The organism is Arthrobacter sp. 01N444 (assembly GCF_056399305.1).
Map to the genome: position 1 here is coordinate 32315 of NZ_JBFTRB010000013.1, position 24615 is coordinate 56929.

Below are 24615 nucleotides of genomic sequence, written 5' to 3' on the forward strand. Positions count from 1 at the left end.
GAACGGAACAGCCGTGACCATTTCTGACCTGCCCCGCGTGCACATTGCCACCGACCACGCCGGAATGGAGCTCAGCGCCCACCTGGTCAGCCACCTCGGCGCCAAGGGCTATGAGGTGGTGGACCACGGACCGAAGGTCTACGACGCCCTGGATGACTACCCGTCGTTCTGCATCAACGCCGCCCTCGCCGTCGTCGCGGACCAGGAGGCCGGAACCCACGCCCTCGGCATAGTCCTCGGCGGCTCTGGCAATGGCGAGCAGATCGCCGCCAACAAGGTCAAGGGCGTCCGTGCCGCGCTGGCCTGGAACCTGTCCACCGCCCAGCTGGCACGTGAGCACAACGACGCCAACGTCGTCGCCGTCGGCGGCCGCCAGCACAGCGTCGACGAGGCCACGGAAATCATCGAGGCGTTCCTGGCCGAACCCTTCAGCAACGATGAGCGCCACGTCCGCCGGATCGGCAAGATCGCCACGTACGAGCGCACCGGCGAGGTCATCGACTAGTGCCGGAGGGGCATTCCGTCCACCGGCTGGCCCGCCAGTTCGGGGACGTCTTCGCGGGGGAGCGGCTCGCGGTCTCCAGTCCGCAGGGCCGGTTTGCCCAGGGCGCGGCGCTGCTGGACGGCCACACCCTCGTCAGTTCCGTGGCGCACGGAAAGCACCTCTTCCTGGAGTTCGGGCACGGGCTTCTCCTGCACGTCCACCTGGGCCTCTATGGCGCCTGGGATTTCGGCGGTGACGCCACCTTCCGCGGCGCCTCCAGCATTGGCGCGCCCCGGAAGGTGGGGGAGCGGGAAGTCTACGACGACGCTGAGGCGGCCGGGCTGGCCGCATATGAGGGCCCGCCCGCGCCGGTCGGTGCCGTCCGCGTCCGGCTCGCCGGCGCGCACGGCTGGGCCGATCTCCGCGGCGCGACCACGTGCGAGGCGATCACGGACGCGGAAGCGGCGGCCATACTGGCGCGGCTCGGCCCGGACCCGCTGCGGAACCTTCCGGGAGACCGGCACACCTTCAGCGCCAGCGTGGCGGCCAAACGCACACCGCTGGCGGCCCTGCTGATGGACCAAAAGGTGATTGCCGGCGTCGGGAACGTCTACCGGGCCGAACTCCTGTTCCGGCAGCGGCTCAACCCCTGGCTGCCCGGCGCCGAACTGTCACCGGACGCGGCCCGCCGGCTCTGGGACGACACCGCGGCCATGATGACCGACGGCGTCCGGGACGGCCGGATCATCACGACGCCGCCGCAGTACTGGAACGGGGCCGGAGCCGGCATATCCCGCGGCGTCCTGCCGGCCCCGGAGGAGGCGCACTTCGTCTACCGGCGGCACGGACTTGGCTGCAGGGACTGCGGAACGCCGGTGGCGCTGACCGAGCTCGGCGCCAGGAAGCTTTACTGGTGCCCGGCCTGCCAGCCGGCCTGAGCCGGTACGCCTGCCCTTGCACGCCTGCCCTTCCAAGCCCCGGCCGCCGGGGCCTGGAGGGCAACGAAAAAAGCCCCTCCGGAGAGGGGCTTTTTTCGTCATATTTCTGAGGGGACGACGGGAATCGAACCCGCGTAATCAGTTTGGAAGACTGAGGCTTTACCATTAAGCTACGTCCCCGGGATCTCACTGGAACTCCAGCAAAACTTCCGGGCGGCTGTTCAAGCCGGATACAACTAAACCCAATTCAAGGCCCCGGTGTCAAATGTGCAAATCGGCACAGTATGACCGTAGACTGTTCTGTGCACTTACGGGGTGTAGCTCAGCTTGGCTAGAGCGCCTGCTTTGGGAGCAGGAAGTCGCAGGTTCAAATCCTGTCACCCCGACTCTGCAAGCACTGCCAGCACGTGGCAATGCAGAACCCCATACCCCCCACACCAGGAGTACTTAGACTGTGAAGAGCGCTGTCGAGAACCTCACCCCCACGCGGGTCAAGCTCAATGTTGAGGTCCCCTTTGAGGAATTGAAGCCCAGCATCGCAGAGGCATACAAGACTGTTGCTTCGCAGATCCAGGTCCCCGGTTTCCGCAAGGGCAAGGTCCCCTCCAAGCTCATTGACCAGCGCGTTGGCCGCGGCTACGTCCTGGAGACGGCCATCAACGAAGGCCTCAACGGCTGGTACCAGGCCGCCGTGCAGGAAACCGGCATCCGCCCGCTGAGCCGTCCCGAGGTCGAGATCACCGAGGTTCCGGACCCGTCCGCCACCGACGGCGAGCTCAAGTTCCACGCCGAGGTTGACATCCGCCCCGAAATCGAACTGCCCGACTACGCAGGCATCAAGGTTGAGGTCGCCGCCGCCGAGTCCTCCGACGCCGACGTCGACAAGGCCCTGGACGAGCTCCGCGGCCGCTTCGGCACGCTGAAGTCCGTGGACCGCCCGGCCGCCGATGGCGACTTCCTGACGATCGACATCGCAGCCTCGATCGACGGCGCCGATGTTGACTCCGCTTCCGGCCTGTCCTACCAGGTTGGCGCCGGCACCATGCTCGAAGGCCTCGACGAGGCCGTCACCGGCCTCAGCGCCGACGAGGACGCCATCTTTGACACCACGCTGGTCGGCGGCGAGCACGCCGGCGAGTCCGCTCAGGTCAAGGTCACCGTCAAGGCCGTCAAGGAGCGCGAGCTCCCCGTCGCCGACGACGACTTCGCCCAGCTCGCCAGCGAATTCGACACCTTGGCCGAACTCCGTGAGGACCTCGCCAAGCAGGCCGCTGAGTCCAAGATTGTTGACCAGGGCGTCGAGGCCCGCGACAAGGTCCTGGACAAGCTCGTTGAGCTCGTCGAGGTTCCCGTCCCGGCGTCGATCGTCGAAGAGCAGCTCGAGCAGCACTTCAACGCCGAAAACGCCCACGGTGAAGGCGAGCACGACACCGAGGAGCACCGCGCCGAGGTCAAGGCCAACACCGAACGCGCCTTCCAGAACGAGATCATCCTCGACGCCATCGCGGAGAAGGAAGAAGTCAACGTCAGCCAGAACGAGCTGATCGACTACATCGTCACCACCGCCAGCCAGTACGGCATGGATCCGAACCAGTTCGCCCAGATCATCGATCAGAGCGGCCAGGTGCCCATGATGGTTTCCGAGGTCCGCCGCCGCAAGGCACTGGCCGTCGTGCTGGGCCAGGCCGAGGTCACCGACTCCGAGGGCAACAAGGTTGACCTGAGCGACTTCGTCCGCCCCGGCGACGAAGCCGCCCCGGCCGCCGAGACCGTTGAGGACGAAGCGGCTTCGGCAGAAGCCAGCACCGAGGCCACGCCGAGCGATGACCCCGCAGCAGTGAAGTTCTAGCAGTCACTGAGACTTAGAACAGTCGGCCCCCGGATCACCGATCCGGGGGCCGTCTGTTTTAAGCCCCCGCCTGCGGCCATGCCCGGCCGGCACGGTCTGTTCGGGAGCCGGGAAGGGCCCGCATCCAGGACCCGGCGCGCGGGGTCCCGGCAATCGTGCGCCGTCAGCGAACAGCCCGGCGCCAGCGAACAAAGCGGGCGTGAAAACGGTTAGTGTCGCTGTAGGAAAGTTCAGTGATGTCGTCCAGTGGCGTCACCGTCGCCAGCGAGAGGTAAGTACATATGTCACAGCAAGCAGGGACACCCCGGATGGCCACGGTCGATCCGGCAGCCCAGGATAACTACATTTACAACCGCCTGCTGAAAGAGCGCATCATCTGGCTCGGCTCCGAGGTCCGCGACGATAACGCCAACGCGATCTGCTCCCAGCTGCTGCTGCTCTCGGCGGAGAATCCTGAAAGGGACATCTACCTTTACATCAACTCACCCGGCGGCTCCGTCACCGCCGGCATGGCCATCTACGACACCATGCAGTTCATCCCGAACGATGTTGTCACGGTCGCCACCGGCCTCGCCGCGTCCATGGGCCAGTTCCTGCTCTCCTCCGGCACCAAGGGCAAGCGCTACGCCACCCCCAACGCCCGCATCCTCATGCACCAGCCCTCCGGCGGCATCGGCGGCACGGCGTCGGACATCAAGATCCAGGCCGAGCTGATCCTGCACATGAAGAAAGTCATGGCCGAGCTGACCGCGGACCAGACCGGCCAGAGTGTGGACACCATCCTCAAGGACAACGACCGCGACAAGTGGTTCACGGCCCCGGAAGCCCTCGAATACGGCTTCTTCGACAAGATCGCCGCACACGCCGGATCCGTGGCAGGCGGCGGCGGAACCAACGCCAACGGCTCCGGGAACAGCGGCGGCGCTGCGACAGCCACCGAGAACTGACCGGCAGGTAGACAGCAATGAATTCAGGAGCAATGAACATGAACTACAACTTCGGTTCGACTGCCGGCAACCTGCCGAGCAGCCGCTACGTGCTGCCCCAGTTCGAAGAGCGCACCCCCTACGGCTTCAAGCGCCAGGACCCGTACACCAAGCTGTTCGAGGACCGCATCATCTTCCTCGGCGTCCAGGTCGACGACGCCTCGGCCGACGACGTCATGGCCCAGCTGCTGGTGCTCGAGTCCACCGACCCGGACCGCGACATCACGCTCTACATCAACTCGCCTGGCGGTTCCTTCACCGCCATGACCGCGATCTACGACACCATGACGTACATCCGGCCCGAGATCCAGACCGTCTGCCTCGGCCAGGCGGCCAGCGCCGCCGCCGTGCTGCTCGCGGCCGGCACGCCGGGCAAGCGCCTCGCACTGCCGAACGCCCGCGTACTGATCCACCAGCCTTCGCTGTCCGGCGGACAAGGCGGGCAGGCCTCGGACCTCGAGATCCAGGCCGCCGAGGTCATGCGCATGCGCTCCTGGCTCGAGGACACGCTGGCCAAGCACTCCGGCCGGACGCCGGAACAGGTCAACAACGACATCGAGCGGGACAAGATCCTCACGGCCGCCGAGGCCATGCAGTACGGCCTCATTGACCAGGTCCTCGATTCCCGCAAGATCAAGCCCCAGGCAATCGCGCGCTAATCAGCAATCCGCGGCGCCGGTGCGGCATTTTTACTTGGCCGCACCGGCGTCCGCTTTCCACCCAACGGGCCCAAAGTGACCTAGAGTGGAACATGTCACAGCCAGCAGCAAGCTACTAAAGGGGTTCACACATGGCTCGGATTGGCGAGAGCACAGATCTGCTGAAGTGTTCTTTCTGCGGAAAGAGCCAGAAGCAGGTCCGCAAGCTCATTGCCGGGCCCGGCGTCTACATCTGCGACGAGTGCATCGAACTCTGCAACGAGATCATCGAAGAGGAACTCGCGGAAGTAGCTGACCTGGGCAGTTTCGAGTTGCCCAAGCCCCGCGAAATCTTTGATTTCCTGCAGGAATACGTGATTGGCCAGGAACCCGCCAAGCGTTCGCTCGCCGTCGCGGTGTACAACCACTACAAGCGGATCCAGGCCGGCCACGCGCCGAAGAGCGGCAGCCTCGCCGACGGCGTGCACCACGACGACGTCGAGATCGCCAAGTCCAACATCCTGCTGATCGGACCCACCGGCTGCGGCAAGACCTATCTGGCCCAAACCCTCGCCCGCCGCCTCAACGTCCCGTTCGCCGTCGCCGACGCCACGGCCCTGACCGAAGCCGGCTACGTCGGTGAGGACGTTGAAAACATCCTCCTCAAACTCATCCAGGCCGCCGACTACGACGTCAAAAAGGCCGAGCAGGGCATCATCTACATCGATGAGATCGACAAGATCTCACGCAAGAGCGAGAATCCGTCCATTACCCGGGACGTCTCGGGTGAGGGCGTGCAGCAGGCGCTCCTGAAAATCCTCGAGGGCACGGTGGCCTCGGTCCCGCCGCAGGGCGGACGCAAGCACCCGCACCAGGAATTCATCCAGATCGACACCACCAACGTGCTCTTCATCGTGGCCGGCGCCTTCGCGGGGCTCGAGGACATCATCGGTTCGCGGTCCGGGCGCAAGGGCATCGGATTCGGCGCCCCGCTCAACGAGGTCAAGAACACCACGGATTCCTACGGCGAGGTCATGCCGGAAGACCTGCTCAAGTTCGGGCTGATCCCGGAGTTCATCGGCCGGTTGCCCGTCATCACCACCGTCTCCAACCTGGACCGCGCCGCGCTCATCCAGATCCTCTCGACGCCGAAGAATGCCCTCGTCAAGCAGTACCAGAAGATGTTCCAGCTCGACGGCGTCGAGCTCATCTTCGAGGACGAGGCCCTCAACACCATTGCCGACCAGGCGCTGGAGCGCGGCACCGGGGCCCGGGGGCTGCGCGCCATCATGGAGGAAGTCCTGCTCCCGGTCATGTTCGACCTCCCCAGCCGCGACGACGTCGCCAGCGTCGTGATCACCGAAGAGGTCGTGACCAAGAAGGCGGCGCCCACGATGATCGCCCACGACGAGGTCAAACGGCGCAAGTCCGCCTGATCCGGAATATTATCGCGGCCAAGGTCGCTGTAATTTTTAGCGCGCCGTGTGCGTGATCCGCCCCGGCGCTTTCCCCGCAGACTTCCCTAAGGAGAACACCTGTGTCTGAAACCATGACCAACAAAGCCGACTTCTGGTTCGACCCGATGTGCCCCTTCGCCTGGGTCACCTCCCGCTGGATCGGTGAAGTCGAAGAAGTCCGCGACATCAAGACCGAGTGGCATGTCATGAGCCTCGCCGTGCTCAACGAGGGCCGCGAGGAACTGCCCGAGCAGTACCGCGAGTTCATGAAGAAGGCGTGGGCTCCGGTCCGCGTCATCACCGCCGCCGCTGAACAGCACGGTGCCGAATTTATCAAGGCGCTCTATGACTCCATGGGCACCAAGATCCACAACGAAGGCATCAAGGACATTGACGAGGTCATCGCCAAGTCGCTGGCCGAGGCCGGACTGCCGGCCGAGCTTGCCGCCGCGGGCCAGAGCGACGAATTCGATGCAAAGCTGCGCGCCAGCCACGAGGCAGGCATCTCGCTGGTCGGACAGGACGTGGGCACACCCGTCGTCGCCTTCAACGGCACGGCCTTCTTCGGCCCGGTCCTGACGCGCATCCCGCGCGGCGAGGAAGCAGGACAGATCTGGGACGCCACGGTGACCCTGGCATCCTTCCCGTACTTCTTCGAAATCAAGCGCAGCCGTACCGAAAGCCCGGTCTTTAACTAGGCCTGCCGGGCCGCTGCCCGGCCTCCCGGGAGCCCCGGCAGAACTACTCCGATGTAGTTCTGCCGGGGCTCTTGTGCACAGCAGGCCGGAGGACAACAATGGAACTTACCCACTTCGAAAGAAGAGGGACGCAGGAACCAAAGATTCAGTGACACTCATCCGACGCAGCCTTCGGCAAAGTCAGATGATGGCTACCAGTGACGAGGTAGGAAGACCTGAAAGTCTAAGGATCCCGCCAGATTGTCTATGACGTCACGTGACAATCGAAAAGTCGAAGCCCCACCAACGGCTAACGCTGATGGGGCTTCCCCTTTGCCCAAAAACACTTTGCTTTGCCCAAAAACACCTTGCCCAAAAACAGTGCGGCCCAAAGCAGTGTGACCAAATTCGTCAGATCGCCGTCCACGGGCGCTTCCGGGGTGCAGACTGGGCATTGTGCAGGTGCGCACGACCCGGGAGGAGTCATGCGCACCTGCGGGTGCCCGGGGCCGGCTCCGCGTTGTCAGTCGCGGGGGTCAGCCGCGGGTGTTAGTCGCGGCGGTCTTCCCGGCGGTCGCCGCGGTCGTCACGGCGGTCTTCCCGCCGGTCGCCGCGACGGTTGATCCCGTGGGCGACGACAACGGCCCCGCCGACGGCGGCTGCGGTCCTGCGTCTGCGTCGTGCTGCCAGTGGCATGTCAGGCTCCTTCTATCGCTTCTTCAGGGGACTGGTCTTCGGCATCGGCCTGGAAGGCGGCGATGACGGCCTGGGTCGGGATCCGGCCGCTGGCCACGAGTTGGCCGCCGGCCTTGCGGACTGCCGTGCCGAACGGGGCCGCCCACAGGTTCTCCCAGACGAGCACCGCGGCGGAGTGGCCGGGCGCGATCGTCTCGGCCAGGTCCATGACATCCTGCTCAGAGAGCACCATGGCCAGGTCGGCCTCGGCCGTGCGCACCTCGCCGAGCTCGCTCGGGTCCAGATCGGAGATCTCCGCCGTCTCGAGAGTGCCGTCCTCCATCTTCCTCAGGAACACCATGTCGAGCACCCTGACGAGGTCACGCTGGACCAGGTCCTCCAGGAACGGGGCGATCTGGCCCTTGCCGAAATCGGGTCCGGGGAATTCAACGACGATCCAGTCGACCGGCCCCAGTTCATCGAGTGTCTCAGTCATGCGTATGACCTCCGCTTCTTCTTGGGGTTCGAGGCGATCCGACGGACCGCTGCACCTTCATTCTGTGCCCCCGGTGAGGTGCGGCGCCTCACCCGTGCCGGGTGACCTCACTCCTCAGCGGTAGGACTTGCTTGTGCCGCCCCGGGTTCCGGGCCGAAGGAACAAGCCCGGCGGCCCGGCTGTTGCTTCCAATGACGGGGCAGCGGTCCCCGTGCCGTGATCTCCGGGCAACCCGCCCGGTTGTACCCGGTTTTGTCCTGTCCCCACCTGCGAACATTGGAGCGCCATGCCCGTTACAGCCCATCTCGACTTGAACGTCAAAGCCGAAGCCCTGCCCACGGCGCCCGCGGTGCTCCGCGATATTCTCTCCGATACGCGCGCCTTTGACGGCTGCCTCGGGGTCGATGTGCTGGTCGACAGCGCGGATCCGGCGCATTTTCTCGTGGTCGAACAGTGGGCATCGATGGAACACGACGCCGCCTATCGCGCCTGGCGCGCAGGCGACGGCGCGAGCGGGCTGGCAGAACTCCTGGCCGCCCCGCCGGTGCTGACGCACTTCGAGACGTCCTTCGCGGTCTGAGCCTCCCCGCGACGCCGAAGGGGCCCCGCCGGATCAGAATTGCTTCTCTGAACCGGGCCGAGGGCCCCTTCGTGTTGTTTCCGCCGGAGACTACGCCTGGACAGGCGGCTCGGCAGGTGCCAGCACAACGTCGCTGACGGCCAGTTCACCCTCGCCGGCGACAAGCGCCAGTTCACGGGCGTTGGCCGCGGCCTTGAGGTCGGCGAGGCCGGCCTTGAGCTGGGTCGTGAGGGATTCCGAGGCCGTGATCGTCGCGGACAGCACCTCGGTGCGCTGCTTGACCTTGGCCTCGGACTTGGCCTTGCGAATGCCGCTGAGCGCGGTTCCCACCGTGGCCAGGAGGGTCGTGTCGCCGTCGACCGTGATGGCGGAGGGCCACTGGGCGCGGTGCACGGAACCGGTGCGCCACCAGCTCCAGACTTCCTCCGTGGCGAACGGCAGGAACGGCGCGAAGAGCCGCAGGAGGGTGTCCAGGCTCGTCGCGAGGGCGGCCAGCACGGATGCCTGCTGCTCCTCGCCGGCCGCACCGTAGGCACGGTCCTTGATGAGCTCCACGTAGTCGTCGGTGAAGTTCCAGAAGAAGCTCTCGGTGATCTGCAGCGCCCGGGCGTAGTCGTAGCCCTCGAATGCCTTGGTCGCCTGCTCGACGACGTCGGCGAGCTGGGCCAGGACGGCCCGGTCTAAGGGGTTGCTCAGCACGGACAGGTCGCCGGAGACGACCGAGTCCTCGGTGGCGCCCAGGTTCAGGACGAACTTGGAGGCGTTGAGCAGCTTGATGGCCAGGCGGCGGCCGATCTTCATCTGCGCGATCTCGTAGGCGGTGTCCGCGCCGAGCTTGGCCGAGGCAGCCCAGTAGCGCACGGCGTCGGAGCCGTACTCCTCCAGCACATCCGTGGGCACAATGACGTTGCCCTTGGACTTGGACATCTTCTTCCGGTCCGGGTCCAGGATCCAGCCGGAGATGGCCGCGTGCTTCCACGGTGCGGTCTTCTGCAGCGCGTCGGCGCGGACGGCGGAGGAGAACAGCCAGGTCCGGATGATGTCATGGCCCTGCGGGCGCACGTCGAAGGGGTAGACCTTGGCGAAGAGCGCCTCGTCGGTGCTCCAGCCGCCCACAATCTGGGGGGTCAGGGAGGACGTGGCCCAGGTGTCGAGGACGTCCGCGTCGCCGGTGAAGCCGCCGGGCACGTCGCGCTGGGCTTCCTCGTAGCCGGGGGCCGCATCTGCCGCGGGGTCCACGGGCAGCTGCGCGTCCGACGGGACGATCGGTGCGTCGTATTCGGGGTTGCCGTCGGCATCCAGGGGGTACCAGACCGGTACCGGCACGCCGAAGAAGCGCTGGCGGGACACGAGCCAGTCGCCGTTGAGCCCCGAGATCCAGTTCTCGTAGCGGGAGCGCATGAAGGCGGGGTGGAACTCGATCTCGTTGCCGCGGCCGATCAGCCGTTCGCGCCGGTCCTCGTCGCGTCCGCCGTTGCGGATGTACCACTGGCGTGAGGTGACGACCTCGAGGGGCTTGTCGCCCTTCTCGAAGAAGTTCACCGGGTGCATGATCTTCTTGGGCTCGCCGTCAAGCAGTTCCGCGGCGGCCAGGAGCTCCACCACGGACTCCTTGGCACTGAACACCGTTTTGCCGGCGATGGCCGCGAAGTTGGCGCGGCCTTCTTCGGTGGTGATCCACTCCGGGGTCTCGCCGATGATGCGGCCGTCGCGGCCCACGATCGCGCGGGTGGGCAGCTGCAGTTCGCGCCACCAGGTGACGTCGGTGAGGTCGCCGAAGGTGCAGACCATGGCGACGCCGGAGCCCTTGTCTGCCTTGGCCAGCGGGTGGGCCTTGACCTCTACCTCGACACCGAACAGGGGAGAGGTGACCTTCTTGCCGAACAGCGGCTTGTAGCGCTCGTCGTCGGGGTTGGCCACGAGCGCGGCGCAGGCGGCCAGCAGCTCGGGGCGGGTGGTTTCGATGAAGATCTTTTCGCCGTCTTCGGTGAAGAAGGGGTAGCGGTAGTAGGCGCCAGCGACTTCGCGGTCTTCGAGCTCGGCCTGGGCCACGGCGGTGCGGAACGTGACATCCCACAGGGTGGGGGCCTCGGCCATGTACGCGTCGCCTGCGGCCAGGTTGGCCAGGAAAGCGCGCTGCGAGATGGCGCGGGACTTGTTATCGATCGTCCGGTAGGTCAGATCCCAGTCCACGGACAGGCCCAGTGTCTGGAACAGGTGCTCGAAGACCTTCTCGTCCTCGACCGCGAGCTCTTCGCACAGCTCGATGAAGTTCTTGCGGGAGATGACGTCGAAGTCGCGCTGGTTCTTGGCGGGCTCGGCCGGGGGGCGGTAGCCGGCGTCGTAGGCGATCGCGGGATCGCAGCGCACGCCGTAGTAGTTCTGCACGCGGCGCTCGGTGGGCAGGCCGTTGTCGTCCCAGCCCATGGGGTAGAAGACGTTCTTGCCGGTCATGCGCTGGTAGCGCGCCAGGACGTCGGTCTGGGTGTAGGAGAACATGTGTCCCACGTGGAGGGATCCCGATGCGGTGGGCGGGGGAGTGTCGATCGAGTAGACCTGCGCCCGGGTGGTGTCCGGGTTGAACTTGTAGGTCCCTTCGCCAAGCCAGCGCTGCGTAAGCGCCTCTTCCAGCCCCTCCAGGGCGGGCTTGTCCGGAACGTTGATGGGGGCGGTGGTGGGCGTGTCTGTACCCTGATTGTCTTCAGCCATGGGCCAATTCTTCCACTAACTTCCATCCCCTGATGTACGGGATGCGGCCGGCGGCGGGATCTCCGGGTGTGGGCGCCGCCCAAGTAACGTGAAGTAGCATGCGCAGATGGGCAATTCTCAGGGTAATTCTGCCGGAACCTTCGTGATCAAGCGCATCTACGACGACCCTTCCGACGACGACGGCTGCCGGGTCCTGGTGGACCGGCTCTGGCCCCGCGGAGTCAGCAAGGAACGGGCCCACCTGGAGCTCTGGCTCAAGGACGTGGCACCGTCTGCACCGCTGCGCAATGAATTCGGGCACATGCAGGAACGGTTCGCGGACTTCCGGGCGGCCTACGAAGCCGAGCTCGAGGGCAACCCGGCCGTGCAGACGCTGTACGGACTCGCGGCGGAGCACGGGAAAGTGACGCTGCTGTTCGGTGCACGGGACCCGGAGACCAACCATGCCCGGGTGCTGCAGGAGTTCCTGGAGCACGGCAGCAGCAGCAGGAAATGAGCCCGGCATTGCCGTTACTGTGGTGCCATGACTGAGGGAATCGACAACAACACACAAGAATTCACTGCAGCAGGAGCCAAAGCAGCAGTAGTCACCGGCGCCAGCACCGGAATCGGCGAGGCCACGGTGCGTGCGCTCCGCAAGGAAGGCTGGACCGTGTTCGCCGTCGCCCGCCGTGCCGACCGGCTCGAAGCGCTCGCCGCCGAAACCGGCGCCGTCGCCCTTCCCGCCGATGTGACCGACGACGCCGATGTGGCCCGGCTGCTCGATGAGGTGACCCGCGCCGGCGGCATCGACACGCTGATCAACATCGCCGGTGGTGCCCGCGGCGCCGACAAGGTCGCCGGGGCCAAAACCGAGGACTGGGAATGGATGTTCCAGGTCAACGTGCTGGGCAGCATGAAGCTGATCCGCGCGTTCCTGCCCATGCTGCGTGCCTGCGGCGAGGGAACCGTGCTGAACCTGACCTCCACGGCCGGGCTCGCGGCCTATGAGGGCGGCGGCGGCTACAACGCGGCCAAGTTCGCCCAGCACGCCCTGACCGGCGCCCTGCGGCTCGAAGAGGCCGAGCACAACCTCCGCGTGATCGAGGTGGCCCCCGGGCTGGTGCAGACCGAGGAATTCGCCCTGAACCGCCTCGGCGACCAGGACGCGGCGGCCAAGGTGTACCAGGGAGTCGAGAAGCCACTGACCGCCGAGGACGTGGCCGATGTGGTCCGCTACGCCGTCGTCGCGCCGCACCACATCAACCTGGACCAGATCGTGATCCGCCCGGTGGCGCAGGCGGCCAACTACAAGCTGATCCGCAAGAACCAGTAGGGCGGGGCCAGGAGCGGGGCCAAGGGCGGGGCAAGGGGCCGGGACATCCGGCTGCGACACCTGACGTTCACCGAGGCGTGGGGCGCAGGTCAGGCTGCGCTGGTCCGGAGTTGGCCGGGGTTGGGCAAGGTGGCGCATGCAACTGCACACCACCAGAGTGGAGAACTTTCCCATGCGAACCCCGACGAAGCTCGGCGCTGCCGTACTCAGCGCAGCCCTGCTCCTCGCCGCCGCTGCCCAGGCAAACGCTGCCCAGGCAAACGCCGCCGAGGCCCACGCGGCCGACACGAACCCCAACGGCCAGGGCAACCACTTTGACCTCGAGGCCCATCGAGGCGGCATCGGCTTGACTGTCGAGTCAACCCTGGCGTCCTTCGCCAAGGGGATCGAGACCGGCGTCTCCACCCTCGAACTGGACCTCCAGATCACCAAGGACGGCCACGAGGTCATCACCCACGACCGCAAGATCAGCGGCCAGAAGTGCCTGGATACGGCTCCTGTCACGCCGAACGACCCACAGTTCCCCTACGTGGGCAAATACATCAAGGACCTGACGTTCGCGCAGGTCCGCAGCCTGGACTGCGGCACCCTCACGCTGCCCCAGTTCCCGGGCCAGGTGGCCTCGCCGGGCGCCAAGATGCCCACGCTGGCCGAGGTCTTCGCCCTGGCGGACTCGCACCGCGCCAGCCAGGTGAAGTTCAACATCGAAACCAAGGTCGAGGCAGGGGCGCCGCAGGAAACGGCCCCGCGGGAGCAGTTCGTCGACGTCGCGCTCCGCGAAATCAAGGCCGCCCACATGCAGAGCCGCGTCTCAATCGAGAGTTTCGACTGGGGCTCACTGCGCCTGGTCCAGCAGCGCGATCCCCAGATCCGCACCGTGGCCCTGACCAACAAGGACTTCCTCCAGGCAGGCCGGCCCGGCAAGTCGCCGTGGCTGGGCGGCATCGACGCCGATGACTTCGGCGGTGACCTCGTCGCCGCAGCCTCGTCCCTGGGCTTCGACGCCATCTCTCCCGTGCACGGCACGCCGCAGGACGGCGCCGTGACGGATCCGGGCTATGTTCCCTACGTCACCGCCGACATGGTCCGCCGTGCCCATGCGGCAGGCATGCAGGTCATTCCGTGGACCGTTGATGACAAGCCCACCATGCGGGCGCTCATCGGTGCCGGCGTGGACGGGCTGATCACGGATTACCCGGACCGGCTCCGGGACGTGATGGCCGAGTCCGGCATGAAACTGCCGCGCAGCTAGTCCGCCGCGGGGACGGACAACGTGGCCAGGACCGCCGCGTGGTCCGTCCCGGCCACCGGCAGCACGGCATAGCCGCTGCTGCCCACCTGCGGGCTGGTCACGATGTGGTCGATCACCACGCCCGGCAGCGGGGGCCCGGCCATCGGCCAGGTCGGAACCAGCCGTGCCAGGGCGGCGGCGCCCGCGTCGACGCGGGGGCCGCCGGGCCCGGTGCCGTCAGGGCCCTGAAGGATCTGGCGGAACTCGGCGTGGTCGAGGGTGGCGTTGAAGTCGCCCAGCAGCAGCATGCTGCCGGGACGGGCGGCAAGGCGGCCCAGGGCAGCCAATTCACTCCGCCACTGCCCGGCCCGGCCCCACACCGGAGCCTTGGTGTGCACGTTGGTCACGGTGAGGGGGGCCGGCCGGCCGCCGGCGTCGAGCTCCAGCTGCACCGTTGGCATGTGGAAGGCGGAACCGTCCACGGAGTCCACCGGAATGATCGGGCGTGAGGAGTACACGGCGCCGCCGCCCGCGCCGTCCCTCGAGCGGCTGATCCGGTGCGGAAGCAGCGCGTCCAGCCCCTCCGCGTCCAGCCGTTTTTCCAGGTCCGGGGAGAGTTCCTGGACGGCGAGCAGCCCGACACCGTTTTCACGCACCAGCCGGACAACTTCCGCGGCGTCCGCCTGGCCTTTCCAGGCGTTGAGGCTCATGACCGTAAGTTCCGCCGTCGCCGCCGGGGCTGTGGACTGTGCCTGCCCCGTGCTCCGTTGCTCGCCAGGCAGCGAATCCGCCTGCCGGGGCAGAAGCCTGTCCGCCACCCGGTCCGGCGGGAACAGCCACAGCAGCTGGAGGGCCAGGAGGGCGCCGGCCGGGAGGGCCGCCCAGGGACGCCGCCCCGGCAGCGCGAGCAGGAGGGCCGCGCCCGCAGGGAGCGCGAACCAGGGCGTGAAGGCCACGAGCTGGACCACCGGGGCCGGCCAGGGCCCCGGGACCGCCCGGAAGATGGATACCACCGCAACGGGCGCGGCGCAGAGGACAGAGGACACCTGCCACCGGCGGCTGGCGCTGCGGCGCTTCACGGGTAGGCCCGGGGCGGCCGGGGGACGGTCATGGCATGAGTCTATGCAGTCGGACCGCCGGCGTCGCCCCTCACAGCGGAGTTAGTAGCTGTGAAATGCAGTCGCACTGCCCGTCACTGCAGCGGGGCAGTGAAACGCACTATTTTCTCCGGTACCATCGACGTAGCAGCTTTGACCCGGCCATCACCGGTGAGCTTCCGGAAGAACACCCTCGCGTGAGGTGGAGATTTAGTCGCCACGGTGCGTGCACGGGCCAGTAGAACCGGACGGGTAAGCCCGTCACAGCAGTAATGAGCGGCCGACGCCGGTGCAGAACCTTTCGCGAAGGGGAGCGGACCGGTGGCGGTAAGTGAGGTGGTACCGCGGTCCGTGGTGTCGGAAGACAACAGGGCCGTCCTCGCATCCTGAATGCATGTGTTCACCAGCTCAACCCAGGATGTCGAGATGACTTATTACCCCAAGGCCTCCGCCACAGGCGCCGGCTCCACCACCTCTGCGTCAAACGCGGCTTCCAACGCAGTTTCCAACACCTCCGGTGTGTCTGCCTCCGTGAAGTTCCCGGAGATCGAAGAGCGCATCCTCAAATACTGGGACCAGGACGGCACCTTCCAGGCGAGCATCGACCAGCGGGATGCTGGTCAGGACGGGTCCAACGAGTTCGTCTTCTACGACGGCCCGCCCTTCGCCAACGGCCTGCCGCACTACGGCCACCTCCTGACCGGCTACGCCAAAGACCTCGTGGGCCGCTACCAGACCCAGCGCGGCCGCCGCGTGGAGCGCCGCTTCGGCTGGGACACCCACGGCCTGCCCGCCGAGCTGGAAGCCATGAAGCAGTTGGGCATGACGGACAAGACCCAGATCGAGGCCATGGGCATCGACAAGTTCAACGACGCCTGCCGCGCCTCCGTCATGAAGTACGCCGACGAATGGAAGAGCTACGTCACCCGCCAGGCGCGCTGGGTGGACTTCGAAAACGACTATAAGACGCTCAACGTCGAGTACATGGAGTCCGTGCTCTGGGCCTTCAAGCAGCTGCACGAAAAAGGCCTGACCTACAACGGCTACCGCGTCCTGCCGTACTGCTGGAAGGACGAGACGCCGCTGTCCAACCATGAGCTGCGCATGGACGACGACGTCTACAAGAACCGCCAGGACCAGACCGTCACGGTCACGTTCCCCATCACGGCAGGGGACTCGGAGCTGTCCAGGCAGCTCGCCGGGGTACAGGCACTTGCCTGGACCACCACGCCCTGGACGCTGCCCACCAACCTGGCGCTCGCCGTCGGGCCCGACATCAGCTACGTGGTCCTGCCTGCCGGCCCGCACGGGATCAAGGCCGCGGCGGCCGACGCCCCCGTCACGGGCAGCTTCCTGCTGGCCGCGGACCTCCTGGCCGCCTACGCCAAGGACCTCGGCTACGGCGACGGGGCCGAGGGTGCCGCCGCCGCGGAAGCCGCGATCACCTCCCGCCACACCGGCGCCGAGCTCAACGGCTTGAGCTATGAGCCGCTCTGGGACTACTTCCACGACGCCGAAAAGTACGGCACCGAGAACGCCTGGCGCTTCCTCGTGGCCGACTATGTCACCACCACCGACGGCACCGGCATCGTCCACCAGGCCCCCGCTTACGGCGAAGACGACCAGAAGATCTGTGAAGAGGCCGGCATCCCCGTTGTCCTCTCGGTCGACGAAGGCGCAAAGTTCCTGCCGCTCTTCGGCCACGGCGACCTCGCCGAAATCGCCGGGCTGCAGGTATTCGAGGCCAACAAGCCCATCACCCAGGTGCTCCGCGCCCAGGGCCGCCTGGTCCGCCAGGCCAGCTACGAGCACAGCTACCCGCACTGCTGGCGCTGCCGCAACCCGCTGATCTACCGCGCCGTGTCCTCCTGGTACGTCGAGGTCACCAAGTTCAAGGACCGCATGTCCGAGCTCAACCAGGACATCAACTGGATCCCGGGCAACGTCAAGGACGGCCAGTTCGGCAAGTGGCTCGCCAACGCCCGCGACTGGTCCATCAGCCGCAACCGCTACTGGGGCAGCCCCATCCCCGTCTGGCAGTCCACCGACCCGGACTACCCGCGCACCGACGTCTACGGCTCCCTGGCCGAGATCGAGGCCGACTTCGGCCGCCTGCCGCTGAACAAGGCCGGCCAGGTGGACCTGCACCGGCCGTTCATCGACGAGCTCACCCGCCCGAACCCGGATGACCCCCGCACTCCGGAAGAAGGCCAGTCCGTGATGCGCCGCGTCGAGGACGTCCTGGACGTCTGGTTCGACTCCGGTTCCATGCCCTACGGCCAGGTCCACTACCCGTTCCAGAACGAGGAATGGTTCGACACGCACAACCCGGCGGACTTCATCGTCGAGTACATCGGCCAGACACGCGGCTGGTTCTACATGCTGCACATCCTTTCCACCGCGCTGTTCGACCGTCCGGCCTTCCGCAACGTCATCAGCCACGGCATCGTGCTGGGTTCGGACGGGCAGAAGATGTCCAAGAGCCTGCGCAACTACCCGGACGTCTCCGAGGTCCTGGACCGCGACGGCTCCGACGCCATGCGCTGGTTCCTGATGTCCAGCCCGATCCTGCGCGGCGGCAACCTCGTGGTCACCGAGCAGGGCATCCGCGACGGCGTCCGCCAGGTCATACTGCCGCTGTGGAACGTTTACAGTTTCTTCACGCTGTACACGAACGCGGCAGATGGCGGGCGCGGGTACGACGCGAAGCTCCGCTACGACGGCTACGCCGACACCCTGGACCAGTACCTCATGGCCAACACCGGGGACCTGGTCCGGAACATGACCGCCCAGCTGGACAGCTACGACATCTCCGGCGCCTGCGACGAGCTGCGCAGCTACCTGGACATGCTCACCAACTGGTACGTCCGCCGCAGCCGCCAGCGCTTCTTCGACGAGAGTGTGGACGCCTTCGACGCGCTCTACACCGCGCTGGAGACCGTCACCCGCGTGGCCGCCTCTCTGCTGCCGCTGATCTCCGAGGAGATCTGGCGCGGCCTCACCGGCGGGCGTTCCGTGCACCTGGCCGACTGGCCGGATGCCGGACTGTTCCCGGCCAACCCGGGCCTGGTCGAGGCGATGGACCGGGTGCAGCAGATCTGCTCCACCGGCTCCTCGCTGCGCAAGGCCGCGAACCTGCGCGTGCGCCTGCCGCTGCAGGAACTCACGGTCGTGGCACCGGGCGCGGACGCGCTGGGCGGCTTCGCCGCCGTCGTCGCCGATGAACTGAACCTGCGCTCGGTCCGCCTGCTGGACGCCGAGAGCGCCTCCCCGGAGGAGTTCGGCATCGAGCAGAAGCTCGTGGTCAATGCCCGGGCCGCCGGCCCGCGCCTGGGCAAGAACGTCCAGCAGGCCATCAAGGGCTCCAAGTCCGGCGACTGGTCGGTCAGCGACGCCGGGGTGGTCACCGCCGGCGGCCTCGACCTCGAACCGCAGGAGTACACCCTGGAAACCGTCGTGGCCGAGGCCGCGGAAGGCGAAGGCTCACGCGCGGCCGCCGTGCTTCCCGGCGGCGGCTTCGTGGTCCTCAACACCGAGGTCACCCCGGAGCTGGAGGCCGAGGGCCTGGCCCGTGACATGGTCCGCGCCATCCAGCAGGCCCGCAAGGACGCCGGACTCAATGTCAGCGACCGGATCAGCACGTCCGTCACGGCGAAGCAGGACGTCGTCGAGGCGCTGCTGGCCAACGCGGAGCTGGTCAAGACCGAAACCCTGACCGTCGAGCTGGAAACCCTGGCGGCCGACATCAAGGACCCACAGGTCAGCGTTGCCAAGAAAGTTGGAGCCTAAACCATGACCGATGAATTCTCCGTTGAAAGCGTCTACGCCGAGCTCCTGGGCCGGGCGCCGGAAAACAAAATGGAGCCGCGGCTCGCCCCGCTGCACCGGGCCATGGAAATCCTGGGGGAGCCGAACAAGGCGTTCCCGATCATCCACGTCACCGGCACCAACGGCAAGACCTCCACGGCCCGGATGATCGAGGCCGGGCTGCGCGCCCACGGCCTGAGCACCGGCCGCTACACGAGCCCGCACCTGTCCAAGGTCACCGAGCGGATCAGCATCGACGGCGCCCCGGTGCCGGATGAGACGTTCGTCCGGATCTGGGACGAGATCCGTCCCTACCTGCAGATCGTGGACGGCGAACTCGAGGCGGCGGGCCAGCCCCGGCTGACCTACTTCGAGTGCCTGACCATCCTGGGCTTCGCGGTCTTCGCTGACCAGCCGGTCAACGTCGCCGTGATCGAAGTGGGCCTGGGCGGCATCACCGACGCCACGAACGTCGGCGATGGCCAGGTGGCCGTCGTCACCCCGATCTCGCTGGACCACACCGATCTGCTGGGCGACACCACCGGGGACATCGCCTACGAGAAGGCCGGCATCATCAAGCCCGGCAGCTTCCTCATCAGCGCGGCGCAGCCGGTCGACGCGGCCCAGGTCCTGCTGGAAAAGGCCAAAGAGGTCAACGTGCCGTTCCGCTTCGAGGGCGTGGAGTTCGGCGTCGAATCCCGCACCGTCGCGGTCGGCGGCCAGATGGTCACCATCCAGGGCATCGCCGGACGCTACGAGGACCTGCTGGTGCCGCTGCACGGCGCGCACCAGGCCGAGAACGCCGCCGTCGCCATTGCTGCGCTGGAAGCGTTCTTTGGCGGGGAAAAGGCGATCGACGCCGAGATCCTGCAGGAGGCCTTCGCCTCCGTCACCTCCCCTGGACGGCTTGAGGTGGTCCGCACCGCGCCGACCATCATCGTGGACGCGGCCCACAACCCGGAGGGCATCCGGGTCTCCGCCGAGGCCATCCACGAGGCCTTCAACTTCACCAAGCTGGTGGTGGTGGTCGGCGTGCTGCGGGAGAAGGATGCCGAGGAGATCCTGCGCCAGCTCAAGGAATCCCTGGGCGGCCTCGCCACCGAATACTGCTTCACCCAGTCCAACTCGCCCCGGGCCGTCCCGGCCGAGGACCTGGCCGAAATCGCGGTTGACCTGGGCTTCGGCGAGGAGAACATCCACGTCGCCGGGAAGCTCGATGATGCCCTCGAATGGGCCGTGGAACGGGCCGAAGCCGATGACGAGCCCGCCGGCGGGGTCCTCGTGACCGGTTCCATCACGCTCGTCGCGGACGCCCGGATCCTGCTCGGAAAGGCGGACGCTTAAGCGATGGCGAAGCTCACCAAAGCCCAGCGCGAATGGCGCCCGGGCATGCCCAAAAAACGACGGTCGACGAAGGTCATGTTCGCCTCCACGGTCCTGCTGCTGGAAGCGTTCGTGGTGCTCTTCGGCACACTGGCCGTCTTTGGACTGCACCGGAACGAATACCCTGCGGCCCTGGTCTTCTCGGTCGGGATCGGCCTGTGCCTGGTCTTCGTCTTCACCTGCGCTGTCCTCTCGAAGCCGTGGGGAGTGGCCCTGGGCTGGGTCCTGCAGCTCGTGCTGATCCTGGGCGGCATCGTGGAACCGGCGATATACCTCGTCGGCGCGCTCTTCGCCGTGGCGTGGTGGTACGGGATCCGGACCGGCATCCGGATTGACCGGGAAGCTGCCCAGCGGGAGCGCGAGCAAGCTGACTGGGATGCGGCCCACCCCCAGGGCCCCGCGCCGGGAAAGAGCGCCTGAACCTCCATCCCGGGCACCTGGCCCGAACCCCGTAGACTTGACCCAAATCCCACCCCAACACATTGGAGCAGCTGTGAGCATTGAGCGCACCCTCGTCCTGATCAAGCCCGACGGCGTCGCCCGCAACCTGTCCGGCGCCATCCTGAGCCGGATCGAAGCCAAGGGCTACACCCTGGCCGAGCTCAAGAAAGTCGACGCAAGCCGCGAACTGCTGGAGCAGCACTACGAGGAGCACGTCGGCAAGCCGTTCTACGAGCCGCTGGTTGAGTTCATGCTCAGCGGCCCCGTGGTCGCCGCGATCTTCGAGGGCCACCGCGTGATCGAGGGCTTCCGCACCCTCGCCGGCACCACGGACCCGACGACGGCGGCGCCCGGTACCATCCGCGGCGACTTCGGCCGCGACTGGGGCCTGAAGGTCCAGCAGAACCTGGTCCACGGCTCGGATTCGGCGGAATCCGCCGAGCGCGAGATCAAGATCTGGTTCTAGCCCGAATTTCGGGACGCCCTCCGCCAGCGAGGGGACGGTTAAGGCCAATGTTCGTACCGGACATTGGCCTTAACCGTCCCCTCGCCGTTTGGGACCTCGCGGCGGGTGGGGCTTCGCTGCGTGCTCCGGGTCCGGAGACCTCTCATCGGCTGGCGAGGCGCACTAGATTCGAGAACTGACGGGTCTGCATGACCCAATGCGCGGGCTCCAGCATGGTGATGCTCAGGATGGGTTGCAGCCATTGTGGCTGTAGCGACCAGTAGCCGCTGACTACCAGCCGGGTGCGCTCACCCGCGGCCTCCCGCAGCTCGAATCCCCAGAGCGAGTCGGTGCAATAGCGCGGCCGGGTTCGTGCCGGGTCGAAGGGACGCCCCCGGAGATCGACCGACATACGCAGGCCCAGGAACCTCTCGGGTTCAAGCGCCGCGACCGCCCACCACTCGCTGCCGTCGGGCTTCGCCGCCAGACGGTCACCGATGGCGATGTCCTGCCACTCCGGATGGATGCGCCCTGCGCTGCGGCGCCCGAAATTATCGAGACGGTCCCAGCTGTACCAGCCGGCGCGATCCGTTCCCATCTGCACCAGCCAGGGCCACACGCGGGAAGGGGGCGCATCGATGGTCACCGCCATGGTCGCGCTTCGGGTGCTGCCCGGAATCAACCCGGCGCCCGGGTAAGGTCCCCGCGCTTCGTCAACGGTCGCACCCCAGCGAAGCAGGCGTGGCCGCGCAACGGCCAGGTAGCCGGTGGTGAAAACGGCCACGGCACCCGCTGCCAGCAGGGATCCCCTCGGTGCAGGGTGCATCATCGCGCTTCCCCCTCAGTGATCAGGTGTTCCCGGAAGAACCCGAGGATGCGCAGGCGCGCGTCCTCGGCGGAGGGCTCGTGGTAACCGGCAGCGACCAGCTTCGCGAGCAACTTGTCCCCGAACGTGAGGTCCGACGGGCCATGCCTGTTGAGGAAGCCGTGACCGGCGTCTGGATAGACCTTGATGTCATGCTCTATTCCGGCCTCGGCGAGCAGCGGCTCCAGACGCGCCGGCACCTTGCGCACTCCGGGCCAGCGGTCCCTGGCGCCGTAGCTGCCAACGATGGGGCAGGCCCGGGGCATTGCGCGGGCAGTCCCGTCATCGAGTCCACCGTAGTTGACGCTTGCCGCGGCGAAATCATGGTCCGGGGCCAGCATGAGGGCGAACCCGCCGCCCATACAGAAGCCGATCACGCCGATCCGGCCGGTGCAGCCGTCCCGTCCGGCCAGCCACGCTCGGGTGAGGTCCAGGTCGCCGAGGGGCCGCCAGCCGCGGATGAGGGACCACAAGCAGGCTCTCCTGCTGCCCCAGTAAAACAGGTCAGGCGCCACGGCGAGGAACCCCTCGCCGGCCAGCCAGTCGGCCTGGTCCCTGGTGTCACGGCTCAGGCCGAGTGCGTCATGGATGACGACGACGCCGGGCCACGGACCGGTACCGGCCGGCGTCGCCGCGTAGGCAGGCATGTCCCCTCGTTCGGCGTGAATGCTCACAACGGTCATGGGTCCTCCCGTGCACGCCCCACCGCGCCGGGCGCCGCGGCCGGGATGTGCAGTCCCGACGGCATTAGCCTGTGATGCTGCCTGATGACGTGGACGAAGCAGGTTTAGCGAGTTGGGCCGTAATCTGATCCGTCCATTCGTCCACTGCCGCCCAGTCCCGCAAATCCCCAAATCGGCCGCCGGTGAGCCGGAACAACACCCGGAGCGGTGCCGGCATCTGGCCTGCCTGGTAGACGCCGGAGAAGAGTTTGTGGCCTCGAAGTGGAACTTCTTTGATCAGGACTTCTGCCAGACGTTCCTGTTGCAGTGCCGCGCCGCGCCGGCGAATGGGCTTAGGCAGCGCATCCGCCATCCCTACACTGAAGGCCCAGACGGGCCGACTGGCCAGCTCGCGGGCGTGGTGTTTGAAGAACAGCAAAGCCGGGGGCAGCCAGGCCTGGTTGTGGACGGCGCTGCCGACGACGACAGCCTCATAGCGGGAGAGGGCCCCGACGTCCTCCACGGACCGGCACTCTACCTCGCCCAGTGCACCCGCCATGCGGGATGCCATATGTTGTGCCATCTCCCGGGTGGAGCCCAGGGCGCTTGCGTAGGCAATTAGAACAGTCATCAAGAGGCCTCCGGTCTTCCTTCCTCCAGCCTTATGTAACCTGCGCGCGCGGGGTCGTGCCATAAGTCCCGACATGGGCCCGGACCCTCTCACCGAAGTGACAGGTAAGGCCAATGCCCGGCGCGAGCATTGGCCTTAACTGTCTCTTCGATGCGGTTGGGGCGTTTAGTAGCCGGAGGTTCCGATGAAAACCTGGATGAAGGCGAAGAAGATCGTCGCGACGACGGCGACGTACAGCAGCGCCGTAATGATCCAGCCGGAGTCGCCGATCACCTTGGTGGGACCGGCGGGCAGGGCAATCACGCCGTGGGAGATGTTCCGGACGCTCACCCAGACGAACAGCGGGATCATCACGGCCCAGACGATCATGCAGAACGGGCAGAGGATGTGGATGGCGTACAGGGCCTGGGACCAGAGCCAGACCACGAACGCGAAGCCCAGCGTCACGCCCGCCTGGAGCCCCAGCCAATACCACCGGGAAAACCGGGCGCCGGCGAGGATACCCATGGCCGTGGTGATGATCACGGCGAAGGCGACGATTCCGATGAACATATTGGGGAAGCCGAACACGGAACTCTGCGGTGTCTGCATGACCTGGCCGCAGGAGATCCACGGGTTCACGTCGCAGACCGTGACGTGGTTCGGGTCCTTCAGGACCTCCAGCTTCTCCAGCACCAGGGCCCCGGATGCGAGCCAGCCGATGACGCCGGTGATCAGCAGGAGCCAGGCGAACGGGCGGTCGCGGGTCATCGTGGGAAGGGGCCGCGCCGCGGGGGCCGGGCCGGAACCCGGTTGGTGCACGGTCGCGTCGCCGGCGGTGCTGGAGATGCTGGGCATGGAAATTGAGTCCTTTTTTAGTCGTCTTGACCGGGTGCTTCTTGCCCCGATTGTAACGCCGGAGGCTGAGCAGCGCCGGAGAACGGCCCCGCCCGCCACGCCCGGCCGCGCCTGTTGCACTTCCGGCCCCGCCTGCCCCTGCTTTCACGGCTCCTGTGAGACAATGATCGTGGCTGGAACCCGATCCACATCCGGATTCCGGTCCGGCGATTTTGTTTCAAGACCGCCAATGATGAGCAGGGAGCTGCGGATCCTCTGATTCCAGCTGTCCCGCAATGCCATTGGACGGCACCTGGTTGTGGCGTGTAGGTCAACGGGTTCCAAAACAATCTCGCCGGCCCTCCAGGGCTGCCGCACCCCACTGCCGGTGCGAACCTGAGGGTATCCAATTGACTTCTGTCAATGCCTGCGG

General features: G+C 66.7%; 23 protein-coding genes and 2 tRNA genes. 16 read left to right on the forward strand and 9 right to left on the reverse strand.

Annotation, left to right across the window (positions count from 1 at the left end; all coding sequences use genetic code 11):
• Positions 1-13 precede the first annotated feature (13 nt).
• Together AC1DKN_RS14740 and AC1DKN_RS14745 are read left to right on the forward strand one after the other, a co-directional pair.
• On the forward strand, positions 14-505 hold the full coding sequence (locus AC1DKN_RS14740) for a ribose-5-phosphate isomerase (RefSeq protein ID WP_290370304.1): 492 nt from the start codon (positions 14-16) through the stop codon (positions 503-505).
• Positions 505-1422: an Fpg/Nei family DNA glycosylase gene (locus AC1DKN_RS14745; RefSeq protein WP_476871690.1), complete on the forward strand. Its 918-nt coding sequence runs from the start codon at positions 505-507 to the stop codon at positions 1420-1422. The genes AC1DKN_RS14740 and AC1DKN_RS14745 overlap by 1 nt, the downstream gene beginning before the upstream one ends.
• A 109-nt stretch (positions 1423-1531) precedes the next feature.
• Here AC1DKN_RS14745 and AC1DKN_RS14750 read toward each other — a convergent pair.
• Positions 1532-1602 (reverse strand) — tRNA-Gly (locus AC1DKN_RS14750).
• 131 nt (positions 1603-1733) lie between these two features.
• On the opposite strand from AC1DKN_RS14750, the gene AC1DKN_RS14755 reads away from it, so the two are divergent.
• From AC1DKN_RS14755 to AC1DKN_RS14780, 6 genes are all read left to right on the forward strand, one after another.
• A tRNA-Pro gene (locus AC1DKN_RS14755) sits at positions 1734-1808 on the forward strand.
• A gap of 68 nt (positions 1809-1876) precedes the next feature.
• Positions 1877-3271, forward strand: a complete 1395-nt coding sequence (tig, locus tag AC1DKN_RS14760) for a trigger factor (protein WP_476850146.1) — start codon at positions 1877-1879, stop codon at positions 3269-3271.
• A gap of 308 nt (positions 3272-3579) precedes the next feature.
• Positions 3580-4218: an ATP-dependent Clp protease proteolytic subunit gene (locus tag AC1DKN_RS14765; RefSeq protein ID WP_028277848.1), complete on the forward strand. Its 639-nt coding sequence runs from the start codon at positions 3580-3582 to the stop codon at positions 4216-4218.
• A gap of 38 nt (positions 4219-4256) precedes the next feature.
• Positions 4257-4916 carry an ATP-dependent Clp protease proteolytic subunit gene (locus AC1DKN_RS14770; protein ID WP_026266422.1) on the forward strand — a complete coding sequence of 220 codons (660 nt, stop codon included), beginning with the start codon at positions 4257-4259 and terminating at the stop codon, positions 4914-4916.
• Between the two features lie 131 nt (positions 4917-5047).
• On the forward strand, positions 5048-6331 hold the full coding sequence (gene clpX, locus AC1DKN_RS14775; protein ID WP_243177221.1) for an ATP-dependent Clp protease ATP-binding subunit ClpX: 1284 nt from the start codon (positions 5048-5050) through the stop codon (positions 6329-6331).
• Between the two features lie 113 nt (positions 6332-6444).
• Positions 6445-7050 (forward strand): mycothiol-dependent nitroreductase Rv2466c family protein, encoded by a 606-nt coding sequence (locus AC1DKN_RS14780; RefSeq protein ID WP_459386006.1) that lies wholly within the window; start codon positions 6445-6447, stop codon positions 7048-7050.
• Positions 7051-7578: 528 nt separating this feature from the next.
• Here the strand turns inward: AC1DKN_RS14780 and AC1DKN_RS14785 are convergent.
• Together AC1DKN_RS14785 and AC1DKN_RS14790 are read right to left on the reverse strand one after the other, a co-directional pair.
• Positions 7579-7725, reverse strand: coding sequence for a hypothetical protein (locus AC1DKN_RS14785; protein ID WP_155855732.1), 147 nt, complete (start codon positions 7723-7725; stop codon positions 7579-7581).
• 1 nt (position 7726) lies between these two features.
• Positions 7727-8200 carry a DUF6325 family protein gene (locus tag AC1DKN_RS14790; protein WP_243177222.1) on the reverse strand — a complete coding sequence of 158 codons (474 nt, stop codon included), beginning with the start codon at positions 8198-8200 and terminating at the stop codon, positions 7727-7729.
• Between the two features lie 286 nt (positions 8201-8486).
• Here AC1DKN_RS14790 and AC1DKN_RS14795 point away from each other — a divergent pair, with 286 nt between their 5' ends.
• Positions 8487-8780: a putative quinol monooxygenase gene (locus AC1DKN_RS14795; protein ID WP_476871691.1), complete on the forward strand. Its 294-nt coding sequence runs from the start codon at positions 8487-8489 to the stop codon at positions 8778-8780.
• A gap of 90 nt (positions 8781-8870) precedes the next feature.
• On the opposite strand, the gene valS is transcribed toward AC1DKN_RS14795, so the two are convergent.
• Positions 8871-11489, reverse strand: a complete 2619-nt coding sequence (valS, locus tag AC1DKN_RS14800) for a valine--tRNA ligase (RefSeq protein WP_476871692.1) — start codon at positions 11487-11489, stop codon at positions 8871-8873.
• Between the two features lie 106 nt (positions 11490-11595).
• Here valS and AC1DKN_RS14805 point away from each other — a divergent pair, with 106 nt between their 5' ends.
• The 3 genes from AC1DKN_RS14805 to AC1DKN_RS14815 all read left to right on the forward strand — a co-directional run bounded on the left by AC1DKN_RS14805 (position 11596) and on the right by AC1DKN_RS14815 (position 14056).
• Positions 11596-11985, forward strand: coding sequence for a DUF488 domain-containing protein (locus AC1DKN_RS14805; protein WP_476871693.1), 390 nt, complete (start codon positions 11596-11598; stop codon positions 11983-11985).
• A 27-nt stretch (positions 11986-12012) separates the two neighbouring features.
• Positions 12013-12804 (forward strand): SDR family oxidoreductase, encoded by a 792-nt coding sequence (locus tag AC1DKN_RS14810; RefSeq protein ID WP_223917446.1) that lies wholly within the window; start codon positions 12013-12015, stop codon positions 12802-12804.
• A gap of 172 nt (positions 12805-12976) precedes the next feature.
• On the forward strand, positions 12977-14056 hold the full coding sequence (locus tag AC1DKN_RS14815) for a glycerophosphodiester phosphodiesterase (RefSeq protein WP_476871694.1): 1080 nt from the start codon (positions 12977-12979) through the stop codon (positions 14054-14056).
• Here the strand turns inward: AC1DKN_RS14815 and AC1DKN_RS14820 are convergent.
• On the reverse strand, positions 14053-15114 hold the full coding sequence (locus AC1DKN_RS14820; protein ID WP_476858317.1) for an endonuclease/exonuclease/phosphatase family protein: 1062 nt from the start codon (positions 15112-15114) through the stop codon (positions 14053-14055). The genes AC1DKN_RS14815 and AC1DKN_RS14820 overlap by 4 nt on opposite strands.
• Positions 15115-15558: 444 nt before the next feature.
• Here AC1DKN_RS14820 and ileS point away from each other — a divergent pair, with 444 nt between their 5' ends.
• The 4 genes from ileS to ndk all read left to right on the forward strand — a co-directional run bounded on the left by ileS (position 15559) and on the right by ndk (position 21229).
• Positions 15559-18921 (forward strand): isoleucine--tRNA ligase, encoded by a 3363-nt coding sequence (ileS, locus tag AC1DKN_RS14825; RefSeq protein ID WP_476856913.1) that lies wholly within the window; start codon positions 15559-15561, stop codon positions 18919-18921.
• A gap of 3 nt (positions 18922-18924) precedes the next feature.
• The gene (locus AC1DKN_RS14830) at positions 18925-20283 is read left to right on the forward strand and encodes a bifunctional folylpolyglutamate synthase/dihydrofolate synthase (protein WP_223917442.1); all 1359 of its coding nucleotides are present in this window, start codon (positions 18925-18927) and stop codon (positions 20281-20283) included.
• Positions 20284-20286: 3 nt separating this feature from the next.
• Positions 20287-20742, forward strand: coding sequence for a DUF4233 domain-containing protein (locus AC1DKN_RS14835; RefSeq protein WP_476871695.1), 456 nt, complete (start codon positions 20287-20289; stop codon positions 20740-20742).
• 73 nt (positions 20743-20815) lie between these two features.
• The gene (gene ndk / locus AC1DKN_RS14840) at positions 20816-21229 is read left to right on the forward strand and encodes a nucleoside-diphosphate kinase (RefSeq protein ID WP_018773361.1); all 414 of its coding nucleotides are present in this window, start codon (positions 20816-20818) and stop codon (positions 21227-21229) included.
• Between the two features lie 142 nt (positions 21230-21371).
• Here the strand turns inward: ndk and AC1DKN_RS14845 are convergent, their stop codons facing one another.
• From AC1DKN_RS14845 to AC1DKN_RS14860, 4 genes are all read right to left on the reverse strand, one after another.
• Positions 21372-22037: a hypothetical protein gene (locus AC1DKN_RS14845; RefSeq protein WP_476871696.1), complete on the reverse strand. Its 666-nt coding sequence runs from the start codon at positions 22035-22037 to the stop codon at positions 21372-21374.
• Entirely contained in the window at positions 22034-22756 is a 723-nt protein-coding gene (locus AC1DKN_RS14850) for a dienelactone hydrolase family protein (protein WP_476871697.1), read from the reverse strand. The genes AC1DKN_RS14845 and AC1DKN_RS14850 overlap by 4 nt, the downstream gene beginning before the upstream one ends.
• Positions 22757-22820: 64 nt before the next feature.
• Complete coding sequence (locus AC1DKN_RS14855; protein ID WP_476856908.1) at positions 22821-23366, reverse strand: flavodoxin domain-containing protein; 546 nt, start codon at positions 23364-23366, stop codon at positions 22821-22823.
• Positions 23367-23531: 165 nt separating this feature from the next.
• Positions 23532-24203 carry a vitamin K epoxide reductase family protein gene (locus AC1DKN_RS14860; RefSeq protein WP_028277864.1) on the reverse strand — a complete coding sequence of 224 codons (672 nt, stop codon included), beginning with the start codon at positions 24201-24203 and terminating at the stop codon, positions 23532-23534.
• Positions 24204-24615: the final 412 nt, after the last annotated feature.